Source organism: Rothia mucilaginosa, from assembly GCF_001061665.1.
GTDB lineage: Bacteria > Actinomycetota > Actinomycetes > Actinomycetales > Micrococcaceae > Rothia > Rothia mucilaginosa_A.
This window is the reverse complement of record NZ_JVSP01000016.1, coordinates 163943-185839: the sequence shown is the minus strand read 5'-3', so window position 1 is coordinate 185839 and position 21897 is coordinate 163943. Positions and strand designations below refer to the sequence as shown.

The 21897-nt window shown below is 61.3% G+C and carries 20 protein-coding genes and 1 tRNA gene; 9 read left to right on the top strand and 12 right to left on the bottom strand.

What is annotated here, in order from left to right:
• The first annotated feature begins 170 nt into the window (after positions 1 to 170).
• Positions 171 to 1256 carry a 2,3-butanediol dehydrogenase gene (locus ADJ95_RS08345; protein WP_049334170.1) on the top strand — a complete coding sequence of 362 codons (1086 nt, stop codon included), beginning with the start codon at positions 171 to 173 and terminating at the stop codon, positions 1254 to 1256.
• 153 nt (positions 1257 to 1409) lie between these two features.
• Here the strand turns inward: ADJ95_RS08345 and ADJ95_RS08340 are convergent.
• Positions 1410 to 1496 (bottom strand) — tRNA-Leu (locus tag ADJ95_RS08340).
• Positions 1497 to 1746: 250 nt separating this feature from the next.
• Here ADJ95_RS08340 and pepN point away from each other — a divergent pair.
• On the top strand, positions 1747 to 4422 hold the full coding sequence (pepN, locus tag ADJ95_RS08335; RefSeq protein ID WP_049334169.1) for an aminopeptidase N: 2676 nt from the start codon (positions 1747 to 1749) through the stop codon (positions 4420 to 4422).
• 300 nt (positions 4423 to 4722) lie between these two features.
• Complete coding sequence (locus tag ADJ95_RS08330; protein WP_049334168.1) at positions 4723 to 5988, top strand: HIRAN domain-containing protein; 1266 nt, start codon at positions 4723 to 4725, stop codon at positions 5986 to 5988.
• 223 nt (positions 5989 to 6211) lie between these two features.
• Here ADJ95_RS08330 and ADJ95_RS08325 read toward each other — a convergent pair whose 3' ends face one another.
• The 6 genes from ADJ95_RS08325 to ADJ95_RS08300 all read right to left on the bottom strand — a co-directional run bounded on the left by ADJ95_RS08325 (position 6212) and on the right by ADJ95_RS08300 (position 11552).
• Complete coding sequence (locus ADJ95_RS08325; protein WP_049334167.1) at positions 6212 to 7384, bottom strand: LCP family protein; 1173 nt, start codon at positions 7382 to 7384, stop codon at positions 6212 to 6214.
• A 286-nt stretch (positions 7385 to 7670) separates the two neighbouring features.
• Entirely contained in the window at positions 7671 to 7928 is a 258-nt protein-coding gene (locus ADJ95_RS08320) for a type B 50S ribosomal protein L31 (protein ID WP_049334166.1), read from the bottom strand.
• 211 nt (positions 7929 to 8139) lie between these two features.
• Positions 8140 to 9015: a TrmH family RNA methyltransferase gene (locus ADJ95_RS08315; protein ID WP_049334165.1), complete on the bottom strand. Its 876-nt coding sequence runs from the start codon at positions 9013 to 9015 to the stop codon at positions 8140 to 8142.
• Complete coding sequence (locus ADJ95_RS08310; protein WP_049334164.1) at positions 9012 to 9800, bottom strand: ABC transporter ATP-binding protein; 789 nt, start codon at positions 9798 to 9800, stop codon at positions 9012 to 9014. Before ADJ95_RS08310 ends, ADJ95_RS08315 begins: the two co-directional genes overlap by 4 nt.
• A gap of 126 nt (positions 9801 to 9926) precedes the next feature.
• Positions 9927 to 10670 carry an SDR family oxidoreductase gene (locus ADJ95_RS08305; RefSeq protein ID WP_049334163.1) on the bottom strand — a complete coding sequence of 248 codons (744 nt, stop codon included), beginning with the start codon at positions 10668 to 10670 and terminating at the stop codon, positions 9927 to 9929.
• 165 nt (positions 10671 to 10835) lie between these two features.
• Positions 10836 to 11552: a beta-ketoacyl-ACP reductase gene (locus ADJ95_RS08300; RefSeq protein ID WP_049334162.1), complete on the bottom strand. Its 717-nt coding sequence runs from the start codon at positions 11550 to 11552 to the stop codon at positions 10836 to 10838.
• Between the two features lie 261 nt (positions 11553 to 11813).
• On the opposite strand from ADJ95_RS08300, the gene ADJ95_RS08295 reads away from it, so the two are divergent.
• Positions 11814 to 12062, top strand: coding sequence for a hypothetical protein (locus ADJ95_RS08295; protein ID WP_049334161.1), 249 nt, complete (start codon positions 11814 to 11816; stop codon positions 12060 to 12062).
• Between the two features lie 140 nt (positions 12063 to 12202).
• Positions 12203 to 12934 (top strand): metal-dependent hydrolase, encoded by a 732-nt coding sequence (locus ADJ95_RS08290; protein WP_049334160.1) that lies wholly within the window; start codon positions 12203 to 12205, stop codon positions 12932 to 12934.
• A 743-nt stretch (positions 12935 to 13677) separates the two neighbouring features.
• Here the strand turns inward: ADJ95_RS08290 and abc-f are convergent.
• Positions 13678 to 15276: a ribosomal protection-like ABC-F family protein gene (gene abc-f / locus ADJ95_RS08285; protein WP_049334159.1), complete on the bottom strand. Its 1599-nt coding sequence runs from the start codon at positions 15274 to 15276 to the stop codon at positions 13678 to 13680.
• 297 nt (positions 15277 to 15573) lie between these two features.
• Between abc-f and ADJ95_RS08280 the strand changes: the two genes are divergently transcribed.
• The 3 genes from ADJ95_RS08280 to ADJ95_RS08270 are packed head-to-tail and all read left to right on the top strand — an operon-like array spanning position 15574 to position 17779.
• Entirely contained in the window at positions 15574 to 16191 is a 618-nt protein-coding gene (locus tag ADJ95_RS08280; protein ID WP_049334158.1) for a biotin transporter BioY, read from the top strand.
• Positions 16192 to 16221: 30 nt separating this feature from the next.
• Positions 16222 to 17103: an energy-coupling factor ABC transporter ATP-binding protein gene (locus ADJ95_RS08275; RefSeq protein ID WP_049334157.1), complete on the top strand. Its 882-nt coding sequence runs from the start codon at positions 16222 to 16224 to the stop codon at positions 17101 to 17103.
• Positions 17093 to 17779, top strand: a complete 687-nt coding sequence (locus ADJ95_RS08270) for a CbiQ family ECF transporter T component (protein WP_049334156.1) — start codon at positions 17093 to 17095, stop codon at positions 17777 to 17779. The genes ADJ95_RS08275 and ADJ95_RS08270 overlap by 11 nt, the downstream gene beginning before the upstream one ends.
• Positions 17780 to 17883: 104 nt before the next feature.
• Here ADJ95_RS08270 and ADJ95_RS08265 read toward each other — a convergent pair whose 3' ends face one another.
• Positions 17884 to 18738, bottom strand: coding sequence for a DUF4253 domain-containing protein (locus tag ADJ95_RS08265; RefSeq protein WP_049334155.1), 855 nt, complete (start codon positions 18736 to 18738; stop codon positions 17884 to 17886).
• A gap of 577 nt (positions 18739 to 19315) precedes the next feature.
• Here ADJ95_RS08265 and ADJ95_RS08260 point away from each other — a divergent pair.
• Complete coding sequence (locus ADJ95_RS08260) at positions 19316 to 19816, top strand: HD domain-containing protein (protein WP_049334154.1); 501 nt, start codon at positions 19316 to 19318, stop codon at positions 19814 to 19816.
• Between the two features lie 102 nt (positions 19817 to 19918).
• Here the strand turns inward: ADJ95_RS08260 and ADJ95_RS08255 are convergent, their stop codons facing one another.
• The 3 genes from ADJ95_RS08255 to sufC form a co-directional block, all read right to left on the bottom strand.
• Positions 19919 to 20488, bottom strand: a complete 570-nt coding sequence (locus tag ADJ95_RS08255; RefSeq protein ID WP_049334153.1) for an Ltp family lipoprotein — start codon at positions 20486 to 20488, stop codon at positions 19919 to 19921.
• A 274-nt stretch (positions 20489 to 20762) separates the two neighbouring features.
• Positions 20763 to 21092, bottom strand: coding sequence for a metal-sulfur cluster assembly factor (locus ADJ95_RS08250; RefSeq protein ID WP_012903572.1), 330 nt, complete (start codon positions 21090 to 21092; stop codon positions 20763 to 20765).
• A gap of 40 nt (positions 21093 to 21132) precedes the next feature.
• Positions 21133 to 21891 (bottom strand): Fe-S cluster assembly ATPase SufC, encoded by a 759-nt coding sequence (gene sufC, locus ADJ95_RS08245; protein ID WP_049334152.1) that lies wholly within the window; start codon positions 21889 to 21891, stop codon positions 21133 to 21135.
• Positions 21892 to 21897 lie beyond the last annotated feature (6 nt).

The window sequence follows — 21897 nt, the reverse complement described above, 5'->3', positions numbered from 1 at the left end:
GTTCACTATCTCGGTGAACGCATCCGCAGGTTGTCCCCTTTTCGACCTCGCGAGCGCGCACCGTCATTCTACCGCTCACCACGGCAGAACCCGATGGTAACTACCTGGCAGATGCACACCGCCGTGAGACGCCACAACCACGTTTTAATACGTTTAAGGAGCTCCATCCCATGAAGGCAGCACGCTTCTACGACCGCCACGACATCCGCATTGAAGACATCCCCGCACCCGAAGCCGCTGCGGGCGAGGTTCTGATTAAGGTCGCCTGGTGCGGCATTTGCGGTACCGACCTGCACGAATACCTGGACGGCCCCATCTTCTGCCCCAAGCATGGCCACCCCCACCCGATTTCCGGTGAGGACTCCCCCGTGACCCTCGGCCACGAATTCTCCGGTGTTGTTGAGGCCCTGGGCGAGGGCGTTGACGACCTGAAGGTCGGCGACCACGTCGTCGTCGAGCCCTACATCATTGCTGATGACGTCTACACCGGCCCCGAGTCCAAGGACTACCACCTGTCCAAGGACATGAACTTCATCGGTCTGGCAGGTCGCGGTGGCGGCCTGTCCGAGAAGGTCGCTGTCAAGCGCCGCTGGGTTCACAAGATTCCTAACAACATTCCCCTGGACGAGGCTGCACTGATTGAGCCCCTGAGCGTTGGCTACCACGCTGTTGAGCGTGCAGGCGAGTTCGAAGAGGGCGCATACGCACTGGTCACCGGTGCCGGCCCCATCGGTCTGCTGACCTCCGCCGTACTGAAGGCTAAGGGCGCTAAGGTCATCATCTCCGAGCTGTCCTCCCTGCGCCGCCAGAAGGCTCTGGACTCCGGCGTTGCCGACTACGCTTTCTCCCCCGCTGAGACCGACGTTCTGGCCGAGATTCACAAGCTGACCGACGGCCGTGGCGCCGACATCGCTTTCGAGTGCACCTCCGTTCAGCCCGCTCTGGACCTGATTCTGGATGCCCTCAAGCCCACCGGCAAGGTCGTCATCGTCTCTATTTGGGGTAAGCCTGCTTCCCTGGATGTTCAGAAGATTGTGCTCAAGGAGATCGATATCCGCGGCACCATCGCTTACGTGAACTCCCACCCCGAGACCATCAAGCTGGTTGAGTCCGGCAAGATTGACCTCAAGCCCTTCATCACCGGCAAGATTGCTGTGGAGGACCTGATTGACAAGGGCTTCGACACCCTGATTCACCACAACGAGACCGCTGTGAAGATTCTGGTCACCACCGACCCGGAGCGCCTGGCCGAGTAATACGGTTCGCTCAGCGAGTTTCTAGCCCTGCACTAGCGGGGTGAACTAGATAGCGGGGCGGGGTTCCTCATGGAGCCTCGCCCCGCTACTTTTTTGTGTACTTTTTACCGGGCATACAAAAATCCCCGGTTCCGAAGAACCGGGGATTATCTGTGCGCGAGGGGGGACTTGAACCCCCACCCTCTAAATGCGAGGACTAGCACCTCAAGCTAGCGCGTCTGCCTATTCCGCCACCCGCGCAGGTGACTCTCGAACGTTTTCCTTGCGGTGCCGTTCGAAGCAACACGTAATACTATACGGACTTTCGGGGATCTCCGCAAATCAAGAAAGCATGTTATGCATCACACTATTGTGCGGAAGGTTCGCGAGTGATTAGGAGCCGTACGCATCCGCCAGAATACCCTCACGTCCCCTACTCCGCTGAGGTTATATGACGGGAACGGCCCGCAAACTCCCAGATTTCTTTCAGGAACGATTAGAATAAGGAACTATGAACAACGAGAACCTCTCCCGCGAAGAAGCCGCAGAACGTTCGGCTCTTATCAGCGTTGATAGCTACGACGTACACGTCGACCTGACGAACGCCAAGGACCCCGAATTCGAGTCCTACCCCACCGCAACCACCGTCCGTTTCTCCTGCAACACCCCCGGCGCAGAAACCTTCATCGACTACATTCACCACAGCATTGACTCCATCAAGCTCAACGGTGTCGAGCTGAAGCTGGACGAAGTCGTTGACGGCGCACGCATCCGTCTGGCCAACCTGAAGGCCGATAACGTGCTGACCATCCACGGCCGCTCCTACTACTCCCGCTCCGGCGAGGGCCTGCACCGCTACTTCGACCCCTCCGACGGTCGCGTGTACCTGTACACCCAGTACGAGCCCTCCGACTGCCGCCGCGTCTTCCCCAACTTCGAGCAGCCCGACCTGAAGGCCGTCTTCAACTTCCGCATCACCGCACCCAAGGACTGGGTCGTTAGCTCCAACGCCGTGCTCGAGTCGCAGGTGACCGACCCCTCCGACGACTCCATCTCCAAGCGCGTCTTCGCCCCCACCGCAAAGATTTCCACCTACATCACCGCAATCCTGGCCGGCGAGTACTTCACCGCAACCACCACCTACAAGCCCAAGAGCAAGGTCAACAGCGGTGACATTCCCCTGGTCGCCTACTGCCGCCAGTCCCTGAAGCCGCACTTCGACTACGACCACATCTTCAAGGTCACCGAGAACGGCCTGGACTTCTTCCAGGACCTCTTCGACTACCCCTACCCGTACCCCAAGTACGAGCAGGCCTTCGTGCCCGAATACAATATCGGCGCCATGGAGAACCCCGGCCTGGTCACCTTCACCGAGGACTACATCTTCGTTTCCGGCGCTACCGAGGACGACCTGGAGGGTCGCACCAACACCATCTGCCACGAGATGGCGCACATGTGGTTCGGCGACCTGGTCACCATGAAGTGGTGGGACGACCTGTGGCTCAAGGAGTCCTTCGCAGACTTCATGGGTACCCTGGGTGCCAAGGAAGCTAACCACTTCGAGGATGCGTGGGTCACCTTCGCTAACAACCGCAAGGCCTGGGCCTACATGCAGGACCAGCTGCCCACCACCCACCCCATCGTGGCTGATATCCCCCACCTGGAAGCCGCAGCACAGAACTTCGACGGCATCACCTACGCCAAGGGCGCCTCGGTCCTCAAGCAACTGGTCGCCTACGTTGGCTTCGACACCTTCATCGAAGCCGCCCGCGTGTACTTCAAGCGCTTCGAATGGGGCAACACCTCCCTGAACGACTTCCTGCAGGTACTCAACGAAGTCTCCGGCCGCGACATGCAGGCATGGGCTAACGCATGGCTGCAGACCTCCGGCGTGTCCGCACTGGGCACCAAGCGCGTCTACGGCGAAAACGGTCAGCTCACCGACCTGATCCTCACCCAGGAACTGCCCGCACAGCAGCCCGCAGGTCTGGGCCGCCCCCACGTGGCAAAGCTGGAAACCTTCGCGCTGACCGACGGCAAGCTCATCTCCACCGGCGTGCTCTCCCTCGAGTACCCGGCAGAGCCCGTCTCCGAGTACCGTGTGGAGCTGACCGATGAGCAGAAGAAGCTCGTGGGCGAGGCCGACCTGCTCATGCTCAACGCAGAGGACCACACCTACGCCAAGGTCGCCCTGACCGACGAAGACGGCCTGCAGGCCGCCATCGAGGGCGTCTCCACCCTCGAATCCGCGCTCTCCCGCGGCCTCATCTGGGGATCCCTCTGGGAGAACGTCCGCGACGCCCGCCTGCCCGTCACCACCTACGTGGATGCGGTTGTCCGCAATGTCTCCAAGGAACCCAGCGCATCCCTGCTGGGCACCATGGTCAACAACTCGCAGGTCGCCATCGCCACCTTCTCGGCACCCACCGGCCGCGAACGCCTCTACGACGCCCTCTACGACGCATTCTCCGCCGCCCTGGCTCAGGCTAAGCCCGGTTCGGACGAGCAGCTGATCCTGCTGCGCGGCCTGATCTCGGTCTCGACCAACGCCACCAAGGGCGAGGAGCTCTGCCGTGACATTGCCCGCGGTGCGTTCGAGGACACCACCGGCGATATCGCCGATGCGACCGGCATCCCCTACGACCAGAACCTGGGTTGGAGCGCCCTGGGTGCGCTCGCAAGCCGCAACCTGGTCACCGTGGAGGAGCTGGAGCGTGCCTCCAAGTACAGCCCCTCCTCGATTTCCTCGAACGGTTACGCGTACGCAGTGGCCGCTCTGCCGAACGCCGAGCGCAAGGCTGCCGCGTACAAGACCATCATGGACGACGAGTCGCTGTCGAACGATGCTCTGGCCTCGACCATTAATGGTTACGTGCGCGGCCCGGTGGAGCTGCGCGAGCAGTACTACGGCCCCTACTTTGAGGCCCTGCTGGGCGTGTGGGAGTCCCGCTCGATTGGTATGGCTTCGCGTATTGTGCGCGGCCTGTACCCGAAGGCTCCGTACAACACCGGTTCAACCGAGGGCCTCGGCGTGGACGACAACCCGTCGGTCAAGCTGGCTCAGCAGTGGCTGGAGGCAAACCCCGAGGCTCCCTCGGCTCTGCGCCGCCTGGTGCTGGAGGCTCAGGATCACGGCCACCGTTCGATTCTGGCTCAGAAGTTCAACGCCTCCCTGCAGGCTAAGTAGTAGCCAAGCTAAGCGCTTACGCTTAGGATGCGGGCCATAGCGTCCCGCAATGATGAACCGCCGCTCGGCACGCTCCTGGTAGATTTCCGGGAACGTGCCGAGCGGCGTCTTGCGCGTCCCGGCGCAGCGCGATGCGCGAAAGAAGGTTACTCGGCAGGGATGCCGCACCGCGTAGGCCGGAAGAGAGCCGGAAGAAAAGACAGATAAACGTCACCCGCATATGTAAGCTGTACGCCCGTAAACCATGAGAGAATGGACTAGGTATCAGCTCATTTAGACACGGATCAGAAGGAGTTTTCAGTGGTCGACTACGCACTCGGTGATCGCGGTAGCGTCGAAATTGTCACCGACGATTACTATGAAGCGGAAACCCTCCAAGTTTTTGAGGAACTGCACATCGACCGTGAACGCATCTGGTACGGTGAAGCGCGACTCGTCCCCGAGCCTGATAACCCCTACGAGCCGAATAGCATTGCCGTCTATATTGACGAGTTCAAGGTCGGTCGCATGAGCGCTGCCGATTCGGCGGCCTATTGGGAGCCCATCACCCGCGTGGTTGCCTCCGGGTACGAGCCGATTGCGCATCTGCAGCTCTCCGCCGTGGCCGTTCGCACCGAGAACGGTGACATGCGCGTGAAGAGCTCCGGTGTGCTCTCCCTGTCCGCACCCGGTTCATTGTTTCCCCTCAACGATGCGCCCACCCGTGCCACTCTGCTCCCCCAGGGACCGTCCATGAAGGTTCTGGACGAGAAGGAGCACTCCGAATACCTGCACAGCATTTTGCCGCCCAGCGGTGAGGGTCGCGTGATTCTGACCCTGGAGGCTAACCAGCTGAAGACCTCCGACGGTCGTGTGGTCGATAGCGTGGAGGTGCGTCACGATCGCAAGCTGGTGGGTCGCCTGAGCACCCAGATGTCTGAACAGCTGGCCCCCGTGATTCGCTATGCCTTTGAGCACGATCGCCTCACAAGCGCCTGGGGTACGATTCGTGGTAACACTCTGGAGCTGTCGCTGACCGTTCAGGCTGCACGCCCGGTCGACATTCCGCAGGAATGGTACGAGACTCTGCCCAATAATGTTCCGGCTCTGCTGCCGGCCGGTGAAGAGTACGAGGTACCCGCAGCCTACGTGCCGAGCGAGGGTGAGCGACACCGCGCCGAGACTGCGGCTCAGGCGCCGAAGAAGCGCCGCGGGTTTATCAGCTCCCTGACCGGTGGTTCCTCAGCATCCGAGCCGTCTGCTGATGAGCCGGTCGCCGAGAAGCCGGTGATTGAGTACACTCTGGAGGAAGAGGAATACTACGAGCCCTCGGAACGTGAGCGACTGCTGAACCTGGTCAAGGGTGCTGGCCTGGCGGTTCTGCTGGCCGGCCTAATTTCGATGCTCTGGACCCCGATTCTCGGTATCCTGATTGCAATCATGGGTGGTGCCGTGGCTGCGGTGGCCTTCTACTTCGGTCGCCGGGCCGACGAGTACGACATTTACGAGGACGAAGAGTACATCGAAGAGGAGGCGGACGAGGAGGAGTACGAATCCGCGCAGGACTCCTCCACCACCTCGGTGTAGTCCTCCCCCCGTTTAAGAGAACGTCAGAGAACGGCACGCCGCCGGGCTCTGACGCTCTCTTTGTGTGTTCAACTTTCCAGAAGAATCTTCCACTCCATCCGCGGTGGGTGCACTATCGGGAAACCCACGAAACGGTTCAGCTCGGGTATAGCAGAGGGCGGCCCCTTCACCTTTCGGTGAGGGGGCCGCCCTCGTTCCTAAACCCGCACCGGGTAAGGAGAGGTTAGTCCTGGCCGTAGGTAGCCATGAACTGATCCATCGTATCGTGCTGCAGCGCGTTTGCCAGCTGAGCATTTGCCGCCTGGTTAACCAGAACGATGGACTGGCCATCGTACGACCAACCCGGGCCGGCGTTCGGCAGGGTCGTCATGTGCATCGAGGTGTCACCGCTGGTCAGCACCGGAGCCGCAAGCTGAGCAATCTGCATTGCGTTCAGACCGGAGTCCACACGCATGTAACCAGCAAGAGACTCAACAGCAGACTGGAAAGAAGCAACATTGCTCAGCGCGCCCTTAGCCTTCATCGTGCTGTACAGACCACGCAGGAATGCACGCTGGTTACGAACACGCTGATAGTCACCATCAGCGAAAGAGTAACGTTCACGCACGAAGGTCAGCGCCGCGCTACCGTTCATGTGCATCACACCGGGGGTAAAAGTCCAGACGTTACTGGTGAACGCGAAGGGAACCTGAACGTCCACGCCGCCAACAGCGTTAACCAGGGACTTGAAGCCCTCAAATTCAATCTCAGCCACGTGGTCGATCTTGACACCCACCAGGTTCTCAACGGTTGCCACCTGCAGAGAGATACCGCCGTAGTTCAGCGCCGCGTTAATCTTTGCGGGACCGTAGCCGGGGATGTTCACCCAGGTATCACGCATAATCGAGATGATGTACACACCCTTGCCGTCAGCCGGGATGTGCATCAGCATGATGGTGTCCGCACGAGAACCACTCACCAGAGCAGCCTCAGAACCGGAACGAGTATCACTACCGAGCAGCAGGATGTTCTGGCCCGGTCCCTTCACGACGTCGTAGCTGTAGCCGTCATCGAGAATACCGTCGCCGTTCTTATCATGCTCGCTCGCGTTAGCGGCCAGCGCGGCCTCGGCACCCTCTCCAGAGGAAGAGCCATTCTGGTTGGTGACCTTCGGTGCCTGCAGCTCGGAAACGTTCAGTGGCTTTGCCTCGCCAAGCTTCTCTTTAATCTTGGCTTGGTCTTCATCCACCTTGGTGATGGAATCAAATTTCTCGGTCTGGCTATCCCAGGTATGGCCGGCACGCCATAGGAAGAAGCCAACGCCGAGGGCGATAACCAGCAGAAGAATCAGCAGAATCAGCAGGGTACGCTTAATCCATTTCTTCTTCTGCGACGGTTCAGAGTGTTCGTCGCTCATTATTATCCTTTGTTTGAAGTGGTGATAGGCGAGAAGGCAACGCCCATTTCGCCGTAATTCCCGGTGACGCGACAGCCGGAGCATCATCGGTGCTAGTGAAGGGCGGTGTGTGCACGCCTCGCAAAATACTTTCCCATTGTAGCGCTGTCAGCTGTGTAGCGGGCACCCTATCCCGCCCGTGGCAGTACAGCGTTCCTCACGTTCTAGCGAAAAAACCCCGCCCCCCTTGAAAGCCAAGGGAAGCGGGGCCTTTATAACGCTATACGGCGCAATCTTTCGGGAAGAATTAAGCCTTCTTGCCGAAGTTTGCAAAGCGTGCGTTGAAGCGCTCGACGCGACCTGCGGAGTCCATGATGCGCTGCTTACCGGTGTAGAACGGGTGCGACTCAGACGAGATTTCAACCTCGATGATCGGGTACTCGTTGCCGTCTTCCCACTTCTCAACCTTGTCGGAGGTGCGGGTGGAACGGGTCAGGAAGACCTTGCCGGATGCGAGGTCGCGGAACAGAACCGGCTTGTATTCCGGGTGGATATCTGCCTTCATTGATTTACCTTCTTCTGCTACTGGATTTTGCCAGTAGCCCTTATATAGATGGAGTAGGTTTTTCGATGTGCGGCTGTCGAGAAAACTTGAGAGCGCATCACCATTGCACCCGCATGGGCGAGCACAACCCGTTAAGGGTACCACCTTTAGGGTTTAAATCCCAGCGCCGCGGCCAATCACGTAGCGATTTCCCGCCGCGTTCGACCGGCCCCTAGCGCGGGCGCGTCTCCCAGAAGGCGACGGCGCTCGCCGCGGCCACATTCAGCGAATCTACGCCGTGGGACATGGGAATCATCACGGTATCGTTGCAGGCCGCCAGGGTGCGCGGCGAAAGACCGTGCCCCTCGGTGCCCAGGATGAGCGCAAGCTTTTCATCGCCGCGGGCGGCCAGCTCATCCAGGCCCAGGGAGTCCTCCTCCAGGGCCATGGCGGCGCTCCTGAAACCCAGCTCGTGCAGGGTCTGCAGGTCGGTCGGCCAGGACTGCAGCCGGGCCCACGGAACCTGGAATACGGTACCCATCGACACGCGAATCGACCTGCGATACAGCGGGTCGGCGCATCGCGGGGTGACCAGCACGGCGTCCACATCCAGGGCCGCCGCCGAACGGAAAATCGCGCCCACGTTCGTATGGTCCACGATGTCTTCTAGAATGGCTACGCGACGCGCCCCGTTCAGTAGCTCCTGCAGGGGCTGAGGCGCCGGGCGGGCCATTGCCGCGAGTGCGCCGCGGTGCAGGTGAAAGCCGGTCACCTGCTCCAGCTGCTCCTCACTACCCACGTAGGCGGGGGTGCCCGGGTGTTCCCGCAGGACGTCCGCCAGGTCATCAGCCCATTTCTCACTCATGAGGAAGGAGACAGGCTGATGACCGGCCGCGAGCGCCCGACGAATCACCTTGGAGGATTCGGCAATGTAAATCCCCCACTGCGGTTCCAGGGCGCTACGCAGCTTCACATCGGTCAGCTGCGTGTAGTACCGCAGCTGCTGCTCGGGGGCCTGATCCAGGGGCGTGACCGACTCGATTGCGTAGACGCGTTCGGCGCGCTCGGCAATCTGCTCGGCGGTCAGCTGCTTGGGGCCTCGACTCATGCGCGCTTGAAGGCCGAGAAGCGACCCGACGAGGTCACGGTCAGGGCCAGGTCCATGTCATAGGTTGCGGCGAGGTTGGCCTCGGTGATGGTGGAGAGAATCGGACCGGCCGCAACCACGCCGCCGTCGCGAATCATCAGGGCGTGGGTGAAGCCGGAGGGAATCTCCTCGAGGTGGTGGGTAATGAGCACGGTGGCCGGTGCGTAGGGGTCTGCGGCCAGGGCGGTCAGTCGCTCCACGAGGTCCTCGCGGCCGGAGATGTCCATGCCCGAGCCGGGCTCGTCCAGCAGCAGCAGTTCGGGGTCGGTCATGAGGGCGCGGGCGATGAGGGCGCGCTTGCGCTCGCCGTCGGAGAGGGAGCCGAAGGTGCGGTCGGCAAGGGTGTCGACGCCCCACTCGGCCAGCAGCTCGGTGGCGCGCTCGTCGTCCATGACGTCGTATTCTTCGTTCCAGCGGCCGGAAACGGCGTATGCGGCGGTGACGACTACGTCGGAGACCTTCTCGGTGGCGGGAATCTGGGTTGCGGAGGCGCCGGAGGACAGGCCGATGCGCGGGCGCAGCTCGAAAACGTCGACCGCGCCGAGGGTCTCGTCAAGAATCTCAACCTCGCCGCTGGTGGGGTGCAGGCGGGCCGCCGCGACGGAGAGCAGGGTGGATTTACCGGCGCCGTTGGGACCCAGCACGACCCAGCGTTCACCTTCGTTCACGGTCCAGGAAACGTCGTTGAGGATTTTGCGGCCGCCGCGGACGACGGAAACGTTCTGCAGGTTGAGTACGGTGCTCATGGTTCTTCTTCCAGTGAATTGGCGGGTGGGTGATGCCTCGCTCCCCCGCACCATCCGGTGACGGGTGGCGCGGGTGAGGAGGTGCGCGGCGGCACCCTGCGTTGGGTGCCGCCGCGGCGGGAGTCTTTAGTCGATGAAGCCGCGTGCGCCGCCGACCAGCTCAACGTGGCCGGTCTCGACGTCTGCGGTAACCATCTTCGCGATTTCGTGGGCGAACTCGTTGACGGTGTAGAGCTTGCCCGCGGTCTCGCGGCGCTGCTCGATGGCGCCCGGGTGCAGGCGGTTGAGCAGGGTTGCGGTGACGGTACCTTCAATCATGTCGGCGGAGACCACGACCAGGGAGATACCCTTCTCGGAGAGGGCAGGAATCTCGGCAATCAGGGCGTCTTCGCCGGCGCGCTTGGACTCAGCGACGGGCTGGTACTCGTCCATGGTCTCGACCTCGCGGATGAAGTGCGCCTGATGGCTGGTCACGAAGACGATGCGTCCGCCTTCGGGCATCTTCTCTGCGGCCAGGCGTGCCAGGTTCAGCTGGGCGTCGCGGTTCAGGCGCATTGCGTAGTCCTCGCCCATGCCGGTCTCCATGCCGCCCGAGGCGTTCAGAATCAGGTAGTCCAGGGAGCCAAAGGTCTCGACGGCGGTGTTGACGAGGGTCTGCAGATCCTCGGCCTTGGTCACGTCAGCCTGCACGGCGACGGCCTTGCCGCCGGCCTCTTCGATGGCCTTGACGATCTTGTTGGCGCGCGGTGCCTTGGAACGGTAGTTCACGACGATGTTGGCGCCTTCGGCGGCGAGAATCTGTGCGGTGTCTGCGCCGACGCCTCGGGAGGAGCCGGTGATGATGATGGTCTTGCCGGTCAGCTGTGCCATTCGGTGTACGTCCTTTGTGTTGTTCAACGATGGTGTCTAACGTTGCGTGCAACGTCGATGTCTTGTGGCGCGGCCCGCGCACGCAGGCGGCGAATGCGGCGGACCGCGCGACGGGCGGGCGGTAGTCGTACCGCCGCACCCGCCGGGATGCAGTCTTTGCGGGTTTTAGTGGCCCATGCCCAGGCCGCCGTCCACGGGGATGACGGCGCCGGAGATGTAGTTTGCCTCGTCGGAGGCGAGCCAGCGGACCACGCGTGCAACCTCTTCGGCCTCTGCGAAGCGGCCGGCCGGGATGGAGGCGAGGTAGTTCTTCTTGGTTTCCTCGGGCAGAACATCGGTCATGGCGGTGTTGATGAAGCCCGGTGCCACCACGTTCGCGGTGATGTTGCGGCCGCCCAGCTCGCGGGTGATGGAGCGGGCCATGCCGACCAGTGCCGCCTTGGAGGCGGAGTAGTTGACCTGGCCGGGCGAACCGTATAGGCCCACCACGGAGGAGATGAGGATGATGCGGCCGCGCTTGAGCTTGAGCATACCCTTGATGGCGCGCTGCACCACGCGGAACGAGCCGGTGAGGTTCGTGTCAATCACGTCGGTGAAGTCGGCTTCCTTCATGCGCATCAGGAGCATGTCGCGGGTAATGCCGGCGTTGGCAACCAGCACCTCAACGGGGCCGTATTCCGCCTCGATGGCCTTGAAAGCTTCGTTAATGCTGTCGGCGTCGCGCACATCCGCCTTGACGGCGAAAAATTCTTCGGGAGCCTCGCCGCTGCGGTAGGTGATGCAGACGTTGTGGCCCGATGCCTGGAATTCCTTGGCGATTTCGTAGCCGATGCCTCGGTTACCGCCGGTGACCAGGACGGTCTTGGGAGTGTTTTCGCTCATGAGCTTCCTTGGTGAGTCGACCCCTCGCGGTCGGCGCCGATGCAGCGGCTCCGCGGCCGGGGTGTGGACGGATGGACAGTCGAAGCCTATTTTACCGCGTTTTACGCTCGAGGTGCCGCAGGCTACACCGCGCTCGCTCCCCCGTCACTACCCTATCGCGCCTCGAGAACGCCCTTTATACACGCTGCGCCCGCGCGTAGACTAACTCATGGTGCCTCCGCGGCGGAGGCGCCCGTACCGTTCGTGAAAGGATTGGGAATCATGGATCTTCTGGGTTCGCTCTCGCAGGATGCGCAGCCCGAGTACGCGAAGTGCTCGCGTAAGGGGTGCCGGCAGGCGGCGGAGTTCCAGCTGCTGTGGAACAACCCCAAGGTGCACACCCCCGAGCGTCGAAAGATTTGGCTGGCCTGCTCGGAGCACGTGGGTTGGTTGGAGAACTACCTGCGCGAGCGCGAGTTCTGGAAGCAGACGCTACCCTTCGATGGCTCCATGGCGGACTCCTCCGAGTAGCCGGCGGAAAGGGCTCGGCGAAGGGACCAGCCCTCAATCGAAACTACTTTCGATTTATGCTATATTTGTTCTAATAGCTTTAGATTGAGGTACTCTCCACGCACCCCCAGCGCCCACCAGCACTCCAGGAGGCAACCCCCATGATGGGATACTCGCACACCGTCAGCGCCGCCGCCGGCTGGTTGGCCCTGGTCGAGACGGGAGTTGTGCAGGTTCCGGACACTCCCACGCTCGTTGTCACGACCCTGGCGTGCGCCGGGGCCGGCATGCTGCCGGACATTGACCATCACAACGGCAGTATCGCAAATTCCATCCCGCCCGTTTCGCGGTGGGTGGCACGCATCGTGGGGGCCGTGAGCGGCGGTCACCGCAAGGGCACCCACTCCATTCTGGGCCTGATGGCCTTCTGGGCCATCGCGTACTTCAGTGCAAGCATTAGCTACAACGGCATCCCGTGGGCCTCGCTCCTCCTGGCCGCTTTCTCGGGAGGCCTGGCCCTGCGGGTTCTGGGAGCCCCGGGTGGATGGATTGGCGCCATCGCGCTGGGCTATGCCGCCTACACGACGGATTCGCTCACGCTCCTCCCCTGGGCCTTCTCGGTGGGCGCCACGATTCACCTCATCGGCGATCTGCTCACCACCCGGGGCCTGCTCCCCCTCTACCCCATCGTCATTAAACCGCTAGTGGCCTCGCCCCTGTGGAAGAAGAGCGGCTACATGGCACTGCCCATCCTGGGGGACGCCGGCAGCGTACGCGAAAAGGCCCTGACCCTCGCGTTGAGCATCTACATTGGATGGTACGCCGCCGCCATGATGGGATTCGTGGAGTACCCGCTTCAAACGTTTGGACTGGGCGTCCACGCCGTAAAGTAGCACCGCATCCTCACGGATAGATTTTCACGAGCCAACATCCCGAGGACAAAGCGACCCCGCAGCAGCTCGGCGGCAGAATATATAACCACCCCAAAACACGAAGGCACCCCGTCACTTCACTAGGAAGCGGCGGGGTGCCTCGCAATAATCATCCCGAACCTGTCGGGCTAAGAGACTAAGCGTCCTGGATGGGCCAGAAGACGTCAACCTCAACGTTCTCTTCACCGGAGGTGGGGTACTTCTCGAATTCAGTGTTGTGCATTGGTGTTCTCCATTCATGAGCGGGCGGGAGTTTCCTCTCCCCCGCGTCAGCTCGTCGATGGTGACGAGCTTTAGATTCGCTTGTGCGTCCTCGCATCAGCGGGAACAACTCCAGTCTATACCCGAAGGATGTTGTGTTTCTACCAAAAATCCCACAATGTCAGTAGGCACACACGAAAAATTCAAAAACCCCACACGTACGCTCGAATATCTCGGGTGAAAACGTTTCTTTGAAATCTAAAAACCCACAAGGCAACATTGTTTTTTCGTCAAATAGTACCTGTGATTCATAAGGTTCCACCCACAAACCCAATGCACTAATGAGCAATATAGGCATATACGACCAGAAAACAATGCAAACCCACGGGTCAGGTCACATTTTTTCGTGATATTCGAGAAGGTAACTCCAGAAGAGACACGAAAGAGGCCCCGGCACCATACGGCGCCGGAGCCTCCTTACCTTTATGCTGGCGAATTACGTTTTAGGCCAGCGAGATGAGGTCCTGGTACTCCTTCGACCAGAGGTCCTCCACCGCATCCGGCAGAAGCAGCACGCGCTCGGGGTTGAGCGCCTCCACCGCACCCTCATCGTGCGAAACCATGACGATTGCCCCCTGGTACGCCTTCAGCGCATGCAAAATCTCCTCGCGGGAGGCCGGGTCGAGGTTGTTGGTCGGCTCATCCAGCAGCAGCACGTTCGCGCTCGAGGCCACGAGCGTCGCCAGGGCAAGACGGGTCTTCTCGCCACCGGAGAGAACGCCGGCCGGCTTATCCACGTCATCCCCCGAGAAGAGGAAGGAACCCAGAATCGTGCGCACTCGGGTGTCATCCAGGTCGGGCGCCGCGGACTTCATGTTCTCGAATACGGTCCGGTCGCCATCCAGAATCTCGTGCTCCTGGGCAAAGTATCCCAGCTTCGCGCCGTGACCGTAGATGACCTCGCCGGTATCGGGCTTCGTCGTGCCGGCAAGCATGCGCAGCAGCGTGGTCTTACCCGCACCGTTCAGGCCCAGCACCACCACACGGGAGCCGCGGTCGATGGCCAGGTCAACGCCCGTGAAAATCTCGAGCGAGCCGTAAGACTTCGACAAACCCTCCGCCGAAAGCGGGGTCTTGCCGCAGGGGGCCGGATCCGGGAAACGGATTGCCGCCACCTTGTCCACCTGACGCTCCTCCTCCAGGCCACGCAGAAGCTTCTCGGCACGCTTAATCATCTGCTGGGCGGCAGCGGCCTTCGTGGCCTTGGCTCGCATCTTATTCGCCTGCTCCATGAGGGCGCTCGCCTTCTTCTGGGCGTTGGCGCGCTCGCGCTTGCGGCGGTGTTCGTCCTGCTCGCGCTGGGCCAGGTAGTTCTTCCAGCCCATGTTGTACTGGTCAATCACGCAGCGGTTGGCGTCCAGGTAAAAGACGCGGTTGACGACGAGCTCCATGAGGTCCACGTCGTGGCTGATGACCAGCAGGCCACCCGAGAAGTTCTTGAGGAAGTCCCGCAGCCACATGATCGAGTCGGCATCCAGGTGGTTGGTCGGTTCGTCCAGCAGCATGGTGTCCGCGTTCGAGAAGAGGATGCGCGCCAGCTCCACGCGGCGACGCTGACCGCCCGAAAGGGTCGATAGCGGCTGGGAGAGCACGCGCTCGGGCAGGTCCAGGTTGGAGGTGATGACCGCGGCCTCGGACTCGGCGGCGTACCCACCGCCGGCAATAAACTCTGCCTCGAGACGGTCGTAGCGGCGCAGGCCCTTGGCGCGCACCGCCTCGTCCTCGCTGGCCATGTCTTCCTGGGCCTGACGCATCTTGCGGGCCACGCCGTCCAGGCCGCGAGCCGAGAGGATGCGGTCACGGGCCAGCTGGCTCATGTCGTCCACCTTGGGGTCCTGCGGCAGGTAGCCAATCTCGCCGCTGCGGGTGACGGTGCCGTCCGCGGGCAGAGTGAGTCCGGCCAGTACCTTGGTCATGGTGGTCTTGCCGGCGCCGTTGCGGCCCACCAGGCCGATCTTGTCGCCCTTGTCGATGCGGAAGGTGACGTCTTCCATCAGCAGGCGCGCGCCGGCGCGCAGTTCAAGGTTCTGTACGGCAATCATGGGTGTCTTTCGGGTGGGACGGTCTGCGTGGTGTTGGTGCTCCGGGCCGATTCCCAAGAGGAGAACCGTCGGGCGAGCACCCCATCAATTTTAGTGCAGGGATGCCGTGCGTGCATGTGGGTTTACTTTTATTTCTGTGGTGACGGGTGTAGGATACCTATCGAACACTGTTCAATGGTAATGTTCTGCTGGGACGTTTCACGCCGCGCAGCGACGCCGTGCGAACCGATCCCTCCGGCTCTCTCTCTTCCCCCCCCGAGCCGACCACCAAATCCGCATCCAAAGGAGCACACGCCGATGTCCGAACCCACGCGCGAATCCGCGCCGCGCCGCAACGACGCCGCCCGCAGCTCGGTCGCCACCGACCTTTCCCTCATCGCCGTCTTCGCGGCCCTCATCGCCGCCCTGGCCATCATGCCCGCAATGACCCTCGGCGGCATTGCCGTTCCCTTCACCTTCCAGACCCTCGGTATTTACATCACCGCCCAGGTACTCGGCGGCAAGCGCGCCACCGCCGCCGTGGCGCTGTACCTGCTGGTTGGCTTCGCCGGCCTGCCCATCTTCGCGAAGGGCGGCGCAGGCCTGGGTTCGCTCGCATCCCCGAGTGCCGGCTACCTGCTGGGCTTCCTGCCCTTCGCCGCCATTGCCGGCACCCTCGCATACCTGTTCACCCGTAACACCCGCTCGGTCGGTGCTACTTTCCTCATGGCCCTGCTGGCAAACTTCTGCGGTTTTGTGGTTCTGACCGCCTGCGGCATCGCCGGTATGATGGTGAACGCCCACATGAGTTTTATCGCCGCGTTCAACGCGGCAATGGTATTCGTCCCCTGGGATCTGGTGAAGTCCGTCATCGCGGTTCTGGTCGGTTTGTCGGTGCGCCGCGCCTTCCCGTCCCTGACTTCCACCCAGCGTTAGAGATGCCTCCAAACCACCCGAGAGGAAGCTATGTTTTTCCGCCGCTCCCCGCGCCAGAGTACACCGCAGACCGTGCAGGGCGAGCAGGCGGATAGCGCCTCCACTAGCATGCCCGCCCTCGAGCTCGAGTCGGTGAGTGTTTTCACCGAACTGCCCGAAGGCGGGCATCGCCGTATCCTCAAGAGCGTGAGCCTGCGCTTCACCGCGAAGCGCACCGCGGTGCTGGGCCTCAACGGTAGCGGCAAATCGACCCTGCTGGGGCTTTTTAACGGGCTCACCCACCCGGACGAGGGCATTGTGCGCGTCAACGGCGTGGACACCTTGCAGGCGCCGAGCCGCGGCTCCAACGGTATCGGCTCGCAGGGCGCTTTCGAGGGCGTGGGGATGCTCTTCGCTCAGCCGGAGGCGCAGCTCATCATGCCCACCGTCGCAGAAGATATTGACCTGAGCCTGCGCCGCGCCGCGGCCGTTGAGAGAACCGCGCTCAACGGCGAGCAGCGCCGCGAGCGGGTTCGTGAGCTCCTGCGCGAGCGCGGCCTCGAGCGGCTGGAGAACCAGAGCGTCTTCACCCTCTCGGGAGGCGAAAAGCAGCTGGTGGCCCTCACCAGCGTTCTTGCGGCTGGCCCGCAGATCCTTCTGCTGGATGAGCCGACTACCCTGCTGGATCTGCGGAACCGGGCGCGGTTACTGAAGCACTTGGAGTCCCTGGACCAGATGCTGGTGCTCAGCACGCACGATCTGGATTTGGCGGCGTCCTGCGATGAAGCCGTAATCATTCACGACGGGTGCCTGCTCGCCCGGGGGGATGCGGCGCAGATGGTGCAGCGGTACCGGCTGTGGTGTGCCGAGGGGTTCCCGAATGAGGGGGCAGCCGAAGGTACGGATTCAGCGGGAGGCGCGCATGAGCGCTAACACGCCGCGCGCGAACCCCCGTGTGAATCCTCGCCCCGCCTCCCGGGGGTCTGGCTTCAACCCCGGCACCCTGCTGGTGGGTTTCTACCAGCCGCTGAACACGCCGGTGCATCGGGCGCCGCTGTGGTTCAAGGGAACGCTTTTCTTTGGGTTGTTCATTGTGCTGGCGGTGACCGGCTGGCAGGTGGCGCTGGTGGCTTTGGCTGCGGCCACGCTGTGCGCGCTGTGGGCTGGAGTGTCCGCCTCCCAGCTGTGGCTGGTGGTCCGAACGCTGGCGCTATTGCTGCTGATTATGGCCGCCTACTACGTGCTGACGGGCCAATACGCTTCCGGTGCGGATGCCATCGCGACCATGCTGACGGCCTTCTACGCTTCCCGTACTCTGCTGGTGAGTACTCCCCTGCCGGTTCTGATTGACGGTTTTGTGCGGCTGTGCTCGCCCCTGCGTTTTATGGGTCTTTCGCCCGAGCGTCTGGGGTTGCTGATTGCCCTCATGATTCGTTCCATCCCGGCGCTCGTGGACCGCTGGGGTGCCCTGCAGCGGGCGGCGGTGGCGCGTAACCTTCCGCGCCGCATGTATTGGCGCCTGCTGATTCCCTGGGTGGTGCAGGCGGTGGATTACGCGACGGCGACCGCTCGGGCTTTGCGGGCGCGTCGTGTGGACGAGCTGAAATAGGCGGATTGGGGCGGTGACGCACGGTAAACCCGCGCAGAGAGTAAGGGCGGGGTGAAGAGTCACCCCGCCCTTACGCTTTTACCGCGGGTTGAGTTCAGCCGCCTTTAGGGCGTCTCGACGACCACTGCCGCCGGGAGCTGCTCCCACCACAGGTACCAGTCGTGCTGGCCGTAGAGCGCCTCCACGAGCTTGTCGAAGCCGCGGTAGACGCGCACCGGCATTGCCGAGGAGACCATCGTGTGCTCGACCGCCAGAATCTCGGTGTCGCGGCGGGTGGTCACGGGAACCGGCGTGTAGAACTCGATGAATTCGGCCGCGATGACCGCCGGGTAGGCGTCGTCGCGTTCCAGCCAGTAGCGGGCGATGGCCAGCATGGTTTCGGGGGCGGGGCTGACGTCCCAGCCGCCGAAGGGGAAGTACGCGAAGACGTCGGAAGCAACCTGAACCGGCATGTCCACGATGAGAAGTTCGGAGGCCCGCTCGATATCGGTGGCCTTGACCTTCTCATTGAGGACCCCGGCGGTCAGCTCGAAGGGGTATTCCGCGTCCAGCGGTGCGTTGAGGTCTTCCTCGCTGAGCTCACCGTGTTCCATGAGGTGCCGGTAGACGTTCAGGTAGGTGGTCTCGTTGAGGCTCCGGAAAGCCTCGTGCGCGGCCCGCTCCACGCCAACCTGTCGCAGGTGTTCGTGCTGGGCCACGAGGAGCCCAACCGCGTACTGCTGAATCGTGTCGGCAGTAATCTCCCCGACGGGTGTTGAGGTGCGTATGGATACGTTGTTCTCAATGGTCCCGAGCAGGGTGGAGTCAAGGGCAACCACGATGGGGGTTATTCCCTTATTCTTGCCCTCGTAGAGGTGTTCGAGGTATCGCCGGTTGAGTTCGGCTCGTGGGGCGCCGTGGCGGATTCGCTCGTGGGGGTAGGGATACAGGGCGACGAAGCGCTCGTAGAGCTCTGCCATGGTGTTCTCCGATGTTTGGTTACCCCAAGTTTAGCGCTTATTTCCGGGGAAAAAAGGGGGTTTTTAGTGCCCCGGAGCACCCCTCCGAATCGCGCGTTTTTTTCGTTTGATGAGCTGCTATCGGTGAGGTCCAAACGGGTCTAAACGTTCGTTGTATTGGGCGGTTTCGGCGAACAAATCTTCCGAAAAAAGTTTGGAATTTTTTGGTCAGCTGCTGAGACGAAAGGGCGGGTCGTGCTCCCCCATCGCGGGGGCCTACCGAGCGGGACTGAGCCGGCGCCCGGTTGGGCCGTCCGACCCCGTGCCCGCGTTCGTTCCCGAGCGCTCGCAAATTTCGCACACAGCGCCTCCCGCCCTCGAGCGCATCTTCCCTGGAATGATACCCAACGTCAGGTGCGGGCGATAAGCTTCCCGATCCTCCCGGCTAGCCCGTCATATTTACGTATTTACGCGCTCTTATGGCGTTTCTCTGGTGGTATTTGACAGGGTGCCGTACAGTAGGGGTACCAGCTATCTATACCTCGGTTTGTATAGCCGGTAGCGTCAATTGATCGAGTCGTAACCAACGGAGGTTCTCGTGACGAATAGCTACTATAAAGAGATGATTCGCCTGGCAGACAGCATCGCTGATAAGGCGCATGAGGGGCAGACGGACCGCAACGGCTGGCCTTACATCTCTCACCCTCGTCGTGTTGCCCTGGGGGCACGCAAGCTCGTTTCTGAGATGGCATCCTCGACCTCTCCCGACACTTCCCTGGAGGAGCTGAAGGCTGAGGTACAGATTGTCGCCCTGCTGCATGACACGGTGGAAGATACCGGAGTGTCGCTGCCCTACCTGGCTCGCTACTTCTCCCCTCAGATTGTGGACGCCGTCGAGGCGCTGACCCGCCGCCCCGGTGAGTCGCGCGTTTCGTACCTGGGACGCGTGCGCGCCAACGATTTGGCCCGCCTGGTGAAGCGCGCCGACATCATGGACAACCTGGACCCGCACCGTCTGGCAAAGCTGGACGAGCCGACCCGCTCCTGCCTGCACATCAAGTACGAGCACTCGCTGGAGCTTCTGGGCCTGAACGAGTAACCTGTCTAGCCGCGGCGAATAGCATCTCAGATGCATAACAAAGCCGCCCGGTGTGTGGATACTGTATCCACGCACCGGGCGGCTTCTAAATTATCTGTTGAATTAGTTCAGATGGGAGACTGCGTAATCGGCCTCTTCCTCAGTGAATCCTTCAACCGAAGAAGTCAGCTGAGAACGAATTGCCTCGGGAGACATGCTCATCGTCTTCTGGTAGCTCTTAGCCTTCTCCAGGGCATTTGCGTTCCAGTCAGCCTTCACGTTGTCCACAGCGTACTGGGCCGCCTCGGGGCTGAACTTCTCAAATTCGCTGGTGAGCTGGTTATAGATACCCTGCTTAGACATGTGCATGGTGCGAGAGTACGATTCAGCCTTCTTCAAAGCAGACTTATATTCGGTGGGAACGTTGTTATCGTTCTGCTTCGTGTTGGGTTCTGCCGCGCCTGCAGAGGAAGATTCACCGCCAGATTCCTGAGAAGCTTCAGCAACGACAGAAGAATCGGCAGCCGCCGAAGATGAAGAAGCGCTCGTAGACTTGCTGGAGCCACCACCCATCACCGAAGCGCAACCACCAAGAAGAACAAGAATAACGAGAGTGATGAACCACCAACGGAGGTAGAAGGGCTTCTTCTTAACGTAGACAGAACCGTCAGCGGCGATAATCTTTTGTGCCATGATTTCCTTTCGGCGTCCTCAAGCGGCCGTTGCATGAGGAGCCTAGTATGACGTGAGTGTATGATCCACAAGGAATCATACTTGGACCCCCCCCCCAGTCAAATTGTCCTAATTATCAATAAAAAATCTATCCTTGTTGTCACCGCATAATCCTCAGCCTACAAAACATAGCGCTAGGTCTTTGCCCTAATTTTTAACAACATAAAAACACCCGCCGGGTGCGGAGAGTCTATACTCTCCGCACCCGGCGGGTGTCTATTCAGCGTCTAGGAGCTTAGATGTTGAAGCCCAGCGCGCGCATCATATCGCGGCCGTCCTCAGTAATACGCTCCGGGCCCCACGGCGGCATCCAAACCCAGTTCACACGCCAAGAATCAACCAGGTTCTCCAGGTTGCTCTGAACCTGCTCCTCAATAACCTCCTGCAGCGGGCACGCCGCGGTGGTCAGAGTCAGGTCCAGAATGAGGGTTCCGTCCTCGTCCCAGCGCAGACCGTAGAGCAGACCAAGGTCAACAATATTGACGCCGAGCTCCGGGTCAATGACCTCCTTGAGGGCTTCCTCAATTTCTTCCTGAGGAACACGAACCTGCACAGTCTCAGTCATAGTTCTATCTTTCTATCAGAATCCGATAAGGAGAAGAAGCTTACTTCTTACCCACGTAAGAAACGTAGCCCTCTTCTTCCAGGCGGTCAGCCAGCTCGGGGCCGCCCTGGTCAACCATCTTGCCGTCCACGAACACGTGCACGAACTGCGGCTTGATGTAGCGCAGAATGCGGGTGTAGTGGGTAATTAGCATGACGCCCATGTCGTTAGCCTCGTGAGCGCGGTTCACGCCCTCGGACACGATCTTCAGAGCGTCGACGTCCAGGCCGGAGTCGGTCTCGTCGAGAATGGCGAACTTGGGCTTGAGCAGCTCGAGCTGCAGAATCTCGTGGCGCTTCTTCTCACCACCGGAGAAGCCCTCGTTCACGTTACGGGAGATGAAGTCGGGATCAATCTCCAGGTTCTTCATGGCTTCCTTAACGTCCTTGGTCCAGGTACGCAGGGAGGGAGCCTTGCCGTCCACTGCGGTCTTTGCGGAGCGCAGGAAGTTCGACATGGTCACGCCGGGAATCTCAACCGGGTACTGCATTGCGAGGAAGAGGCCGGCGCGGGCACGCTCGTCAACGCTCATCTCGGTGATGTCCTGGCCGTCCAGCAGAATCTGGCCGGAATCAACCTGGTACTTGGGGTGGCCGGCGATGGTCGAAGCCAGGGTGGACTTACCGGAACCGTTGGGGCCCATGATGGCGTGAATCTCGCCCGAGTTGATGGTCAGGTTAACGCCCTTGAGGATGGGCTTGGTGGTTTCGTCATCGAGGATGACCGAGACGTGAAGGTCCTTGATTTCAAGAGTAGACATTATTTC

Bases quoted from the DNA above. Each gene is read 5' to 3' on its own strand.
- ADJ95_RS08345 (WP_049334170.1), top strand. From the start codon at position 171: ATGAAGGCAGCACGCTTCTACGACCGCCACGACATCCGCATTGAAGAC.
- ADJ95_RS08310 (WP_049334164.1), bottom strand. From the start codon at position 9,800: ATGAGCACCGTACTCAACCTGCAGAACGTTTCCGTCGTCCGCGGCGGC.
- abc-f (WP_049334159.1), bottom strand. From the start codon at position 15,276: ATGATTGCCGTACAGAACCTTGAACTGCGCGCCGGCGCGCGCCTGCTG.
- ADJ95_RS08300 (WP_049334162.1), bottom strand. From the start codon at position 11,552: ATGAGCGAAAACACTCCCAAGACCGTCCTGGTCACCGGCGGTAACCGA.
- sufC (WP_049334152.1), bottom strand. From the start codon at position 21,891: ATGTCTACTCTTGAAATCAAGGACCTTCACGTCTCGGTCATCCTCGAT.
- ADJ95_RS08255 (WP_049334153.1), bottom strand. From the start codon at position 20,488: ATGGCACAAAAGATTATCGCCGCTGACGGTTCTGTCTACGTTAAGAAG.
- ADJ95_RS08290 (WP_049334160.1), top strand. From the start codon at position 12,203: ATGATGGGATACTCGCACACCGTCAGCGCCGCCGCCGGCTGGTTGGCC.
- ADJ95_RS08275 (WP_049334157.1), top strand. From the start codon at position 16,222: ATGTTTTTCCGCCGCTCCCCGCGCCAGAGTACACCGCAGACCGTGCAG.
- ADJ95_RS08265 (WP_049334155.1), bottom strand. From the start codon at position 18,738: ATGGCAGAGCTCTACGAGCGCTTCGTCGCCCTGTATCCCTACCCCCAC.
- ADJ95_RS08315 (WP_049334165.1), bottom strand. From the start codon at position 9,015: ATGAGTCGAGGCCCCAAGCAGCTGACCGCCGAGCAGATTGCCGAGCGC.
- ADJ95_RS08295 (WP_049334161.1), top strand. From the start codon at position 11,814: ATGGATCTTCTGGGTTCGCTCTCGCAGGATGCGCAGCCCGAGTACGCG.
- ADJ95_RS08270 (WP_049334156.1), top strand. From the start codon at position 17,093: ATGAGCGCTAACACGCCGCGCGCGAACCCCCGTGTGAATCCTCGCCCC.
- ADJ95_RS08250 (WP_012903572.1), bottom strand. From the start codon at position 21,092: ATGACTGAGACTGTGCAGGTTCGTGTTCCTCAGGAAGAAATTGAGGAA.
- ADJ95_RS08320 (WP_049334166.1), bottom strand. From the start codon at position 7,928: ATGAAGGCAGATATCCACCCGGAATACAAGCCGGTTCTGTTCCGCGAC.
- ADJ95_RS08280 (WP_049334158.1), top strand. From the start codon at position 15,574: ATGTCCGAACCCACGCGCGAATCCGCGCCGCGCCGCAACGACGCCGCC.
- ADJ95_RS08325 (WP_049334167.1), bottom strand. From the start codon at position 7,384: ATGAGCGACGAACACTCTGAACCGTCGCAGAAGAAGAAATGGATTAAG.
- ADJ95_RS08305 (WP_049334163.1), bottom strand. From the start codon at position 10,670: ATGGCACAGCTGACCGGCAAGACCATCATCATCACCGGCTCCTCCCGA.
- pepN (WP_049334169.1), top strand. From the start codon at position 1,747: ATGAACAACGAGAACCTCTCCCGCGAAGAAGCCGCAGAACGTTCGGCT.